Origin of the sequence: Eggerthella sp. (assembly GCF_048329335.1) — a bacterium.
Classification (GTDB): domain Bacteria; phylum Actinomycetota; class Coriobacteriia; order Coriobacteriales; family Eggerthellaceae; genus Eggerthella; species Eggerthella lenta.
The window spans coordinates 1-4,796 of the sequence record NZ_DBFEGU010000107.1 but is presented as its reverse complement, the minus strand read 5'-3'; the positions used below and the strand labels follow the sequence as shown (position 1 = coordinate 4,796).

The window sequence follows — 4,796 nt, the reverse complement described above, 5'->3', positions numbered from 1 at the left end:
GCACGGTTGAAGGCGAGGCCAAAACGGCTTGCGCGCGCTGCCTCGACGAGGTTTCGTTCCCGGTGACGGGCGAGATCGAAGGCTATTTTCTGCTCGACGAGACGAAGGCTGCGCCCGAGGATATGGACGAGGACGAGTTCGACGTGCTGCCCGCCGACAAAGTCATTGACCTGGAACCGCTCATCACCGCGGCGCTGCTGCTGGAGTTTCCTCTGATCCCGTTGTGCGACGAGGAGTGCAAGGGCCTCTGCCCCCAGTGCGGCGCGAACCTGAACGAGGGTCCCTGCGGCTGCGAGCCCGCCGCAGACGACGATGACGACATGCCGCCGAACCCCTTCGCCGCGCTCAAGGACTTTCCCTTCGACGAGCCGCAGAACTAGCTTCGCACGACCGAACGCCCGCCCTTCACGGCGGGCGTTCTTTTTTTTTCTCTCCTTGACAACCCGTCGTGCGCTCTCTAGAATGCTAGTTAGTTACTCAAGTAACTAACTAGCAGAGAGGAGGCGCGCCGCATGAACATCGACCCGGGAAGCGACGTCCCCTTGTTCGTCCAGATCGCCGAGGGTATCGAGGAGGATATCTTCACCGGCTCGTACGCCGAGGGAGACCGCATCCCGTCGACCAACGAGCTGTCCGCGCTTTTGGGCATCAATCCGCACACCGTCCTCAAAGGCATGAACATCCTCGTGGACGAGGGCATCATCTACAAGAGAAGGGGGATGGGCATGTACGTGCAGACGGGAGCCGGCGAGAAGGTGCGCGCCAAGCGCCGAAACGCGTTCGACGAGCGGTTCGTGCAAGCGCTTGTCGCCGAGGCGAAGAAGCTCGGCCTGACGAAACAGCAGGTCGTCGACCTGGTGGAGAAAGGATACGACCATGCGTGAGATACGCGTCGACCATGTGTCGAAGTCGTTCGGCAAGGCGAAGGCGCTCGACGACGTGTCGCTGTCCTTCGAGCACGGGAAGATCCATGCGCTGCTCGGACGCAACGGGGCGGGAAAGTCGACGCTGCTCGGCCTCATCGCGAACCGCCTGGTTCCCACGAGCGGCCGCATCTTCGTGGACGGCGAGCCCGCCGCCGACAACGCGCGAGCCTTGGCCAAGCTGTACTGCATGAACGACAAGAAGATGTATCCCGAGAACCTGCGCCTCGACAACCTGTTCAAGGAGATGGGGCGCTTCTACGAGGGATTCGACCGGACGGCCGCTGCGGGCTTTGCCGAGGCGTTCGGGCTGGACCTGCGCAAGAAGATCGGATCGCTGTCCACGGGCTACCGCTCCATCTACCAGCTGGTCGTCGGGCTGTCGCTGGACGTGGACTACCTGCTGCTCGACGAGCCGGTGCTGGGCTTGGACGCCAATCATCGCGAGCTGTTCTACAAGCTGCTGCTGGACGATTACCTGGAGAAGCAGCGCACGGTGATCATCGCCACGCACCTCATCGAGGAGGTGGCGAACCTCGTGGAGCAGGTGACCATCGTCGACCGCGGACGGGTGCTGCTGGCCTCGTCGGCCGAGGAGCTGCGCGCGAGCGGCTACAGCGTGTCGGGGCGCACGGCGGACGTGGCCGCCTACTGCGCGGGGATGGAGGTGCTCGACGTGGAGGAGCTGGGCGGCTTGAGCGTGGCGTACGTGCAGGGCAAGCCCGACGCGGCGCGCCTGAACGAGCGGCTGGACGTCGCGCCGCTCAACCTGCAGAAGCTGTTCGTGAAACTGACCGAGAAGGAGGAAGCGCGATGAGGAAGTTCAAGGCGATCGTCCGCTATCAGATGGCCGACATCCTGTTCTCGATGAGCGTGTTCTTCATCGTGTTCGCGGTCTGCTTCGGGCTCGGGTGGGCGATCATCGCATTCGCCGGCGAAGGGGGCACGCCGTTCAAGGGCATGTACCTGTGGATGTGCGTGTTTCTGGGTCTGTGCGGCGGCATATCGTATTCCATCGACTTCAAGTTCGCGCTGCAATGCGGCGTGACCCGCGCCCAGGCGTATCTGAGCACCGCGCTGTCGTTCGGCGTGGTGGCGCTCGTCTTCGCCCTGGTCGACCAGCTGCTTTTGGCGGTGCTGCCCCTGTGGGGCGAGCAGTCGATAGTCGCGCTGTACGGCGAGGGCTACGGGCCGGGGCTTCTCGGCTTCGCCTGGACGCTCGCGTTCAACCTGGCCATCGTGTTTCTGTCCTACGCGCTGGTGGTGCTGCACGGACGCGTGGGGAAGGCTCCGTTCTTGCTGGGGCTTCTGGCGTTCGGCCTCCTGGCGTTCGTGCTGGTGCCCACCGTCTTCCAGGTGGTGCCGGGCGCGGCCGACGCTGCAGGGGCGGTTCTTCTCCCTGCGCTCGGGTTCACGGCTCAGGGGATCGTCCTGGCGAACCCCATCGTGCTGTTCGCCGTCGTCGCCGTGCTGTCGGCGCTCGCCGCCTACCTGCTGACGCGCCGCGCGGAAGTGCGCTGACGCCTGCTTCCGACGCTCCCGATAACGCATCTTCGCTCCGAAAACACGCTCCAGACGCTGAGGCGTGTTTTTCGGGCGAAGATGCGCTTCCCGACCCGCCGCGGCGCGCCGGCAACGCAGCGGCTAACGGAGCGCGACGGTGCGGCAACCTCCTCCCGCCGCGCCCGTCCTTCCACACGACGGCTCCGTACCATGGAGCGGATGTGCAAGCATTCGGAGCATGACGGGAGGCGAGGCGCGCGTGGATGCACGCAACGATCGGCGGGAGGGACCTTCGCGCGACGGCCGTACGGCCCTCGGGCGGCTCTCGCGGCGTGCGTCGTTCGTCCTCGTTGCGGGCGCAGCGGGCGCCCCTCGTCCATCGTGCTCACTCTGTCCACGGGGTTCGCGCAAAGCCTTCCGGCCCGTTTTCCCTGGCTGCTGCTGGCGCTGCCGGTCCTCGGCGCGCTGTCCGTGGGGCTGTATCGTCTGCTGCGCCTGCCCGCGGCCCTGACCACCGAAGGCGTCGTCGACGAGCTGCGCGCGGGCCGTCGCGTCCCGGGAAGCCTTACGGTCGGGATACTGGGCGGCAGCTGCCTTACGCTGCTGGGCGGCGGCTCGGTCGGCATGGAGGCGGGCGCGCTGCAGATGGGCGCGTCGACGGGCTCCGTGCTGGGCCGCGCGTTCAAGCTGCCGCCCGCGCGCGGCCGCGACGGCGCTTCCGACGGCTATCCGGGCGCCATCGGCATGGCCGCGGCGTTCAGCGCCCTGTTCTTCGCCCCGTTGGGGTCGTGCATGTTCGTGCTGGAGCTCGTGCGCTTCGACCGCGCGGTGCTGCGGCATGCGCCCGCCATGCTGGCAGCCGCCCTCGTCGCCTACGCCATCGCCCGCGCCGTCGGCATCGGCGACCATATCCCGCGGGTGGCGCTGCCCGGCCTTTCGTGGGCCGTCGCCGCGCACTGCCTGCTGGTGGGCCTGTGCTGCGCCGTGGGCGGCGCGCTGTTCGCCGCCTGTCTGCGCGCGCTGCGCCGCGCGTGGCGCCGCCGGGCAAAGGCTCGTCCGTTCGCGCTGGTGGCCGTGGGCGGCCTTGCGTTCGCGGGTATCGTGCTGGCATGCGGCTGGCAGGCGTTCCAGGGCACGGGCATGGGCCTTCTGCGCGGGGCGCTTGCGGGAAGCGCCGCTCCGGCCGACTTCGCCGTGAAGGCGGGGCTCACCGTGCTCGTGCTCGGCTTCGGCTTCAAGGGCGGCGAGATCATGCCCATGTTCTCCATCGGAGCGCTGCTGGGCTGCTCGCTGGGGCTGGCCACGGGCGCGCCGGCGGGATTCTCGGCCGCGCTCGGCATGGCGGCGTTCTTCGCGGCCGCCGGCCGCTGCCCGCTGACGGCGCTGCTCATGGGCGCCGAGATATTCGGCTGGGCGTCGCTTCCGTTTCTGCTGATAGCGGTGGCTGCGGCGTACGCCGGCAGCTACGACGTGGGCGTGTTCGGCCGCGGCGCGGCAAGCGAGCTCGCGCGCGTGCGCCGGCGTGCGCGGCGCGACGAGCCGTCGCTCGAGGAGGATCGATGAGGATGCGCGAGAACGAGCGGCAACCGCGGCGCCGCGTTTACGCGAAGCCCGTGAAGCGCCGGGCCCCGCGCCGATTCGAGGCGCTCGGGGCTCGAAGGAGCGGTACAATGTGGGGCATGGAAACCCTGAAAAAGCTCAAGCAGAAGGCGGGCTCGCGCGAAACCGAGCCGTCCGCCGGCGCGGCGCCGGAGCAAGGCGCCGCGTCCTCGACCGCCCCGGACGCGAGCCCGGTCTCGGCGCGTCAGGTGCTCGCGAAGTTCGCGAGCTATTATAGACCCTATACCTTCCTGTTCGTGTTCGATCTCGTGTGCGCGACGGTGCTGGCCTGCGTCGACTTGGCGTTCCCCCAGTTCCTGAGCTTCTTCACGAAGGACTTCTTCCAAAGTTCGCCCGAGGCTATCATCGGCTCGCTTTGGTGGATCGCGCTCTTGTTCGTCGTGCTGTACGGCGTGCGCACGGCCTGCCAGTACTTCATCACCAGCTGGGGCCACATCATGGGCGCGCGCATGGAGGCCGACATGCGTATGGACCTGTTCAAGCAGTACCAGCGCCTGAGCTTCTCCTATTACGATCGCAACAACACCGGCGAGATGATGAGCAAGCTGGTCACCGACCTGTTCGACATCTCGGAGCTGGCCCATCACGGGCCGGAGAACCTGTTCATCTGCATCCTCAAGATCGTGGGCTCGTTCGCGCTGCTGTTCCTGATCAACGTGCCGCTGACCGCCATCATGCTGGTGGCGACGCTGCTTCTGGCCGCGTACTCGTTCTGGCGCAACTACCAGAAGCGCGTCATCTTCACCGAGA

The 4,796-nt window shown here is 67.1% G+C and carries 6 protein-coding genes; all 6 read left to right on the top strand.

The genetic code is table 11. The annotated features are described in order from the left end of the window. Positions 1 to 380: YceD family protein (locus tag ACMO6A_RS03400; RefSeq protein WP_418470784.1), on the top strand; the 380-nt coding region annotated here is incomplete at its 5' end. Positions 381 to 512: 132 nt separating this feature from the next. Next, on the top strand, positions 513 to 884 hold the full coding sequence (locus ACMO6A_RS03395) for a GntR family transcriptional regulator (protein ID WP_009304511.1): 372 nt from the start codon (positions 513 to 515) through the stop codon (positions 882 to 884). Continuing rightward, a complete protein-coding gene (locus tag ACMO6A_RS03390) occupies positions 877 to 1,740 on the top strand; it encodes an ABC transporter ATP-binding protein (protein WP_009304510.1) in 864 nt (287 codons plus the stop codon). The genes ACMO6A_RS03395 and ACMO6A_RS03390 overlap by 8 nt, the downstream gene beginning before the upstream one ends. After that, entirely contained in the window at positions 1,737 to 2,444 is a 708-nt protein-coding gene (locus tag ACMO6A_RS03385) for a hypothetical protein (RefSeq protein ID WP_009304509.1), read from the top strand. The genes ACMO6A_RS03390 and ACMO6A_RS03385 overlap by 4 nt, the downstream gene beginning before the upstream one ends. Before the next feature lie 363 nt (positions 2,445 to 2,807). Continuing rightward, positions 2,808 to 3,989: a chloride channel protein gene (locus ACMO6A_RS03380; protein WP_009608393.1), complete on the top strand. Its 1,182-nt coding sequence runs from the start codon at positions 2,808 to 2,810 to the stop codon at positions 3,987 to 3,989. A gap of 107 nt (positions 3,990 to 4,096) precedes the next feature. Next, a partial coding sequence (locus ACMO6A_RS03375) for an ABC transporter ATP-binding protein (protein ID WP_418470783.1) occupies positions 4,097 to 4,796 on the top strand: 700 nt, incomplete at its 3' end.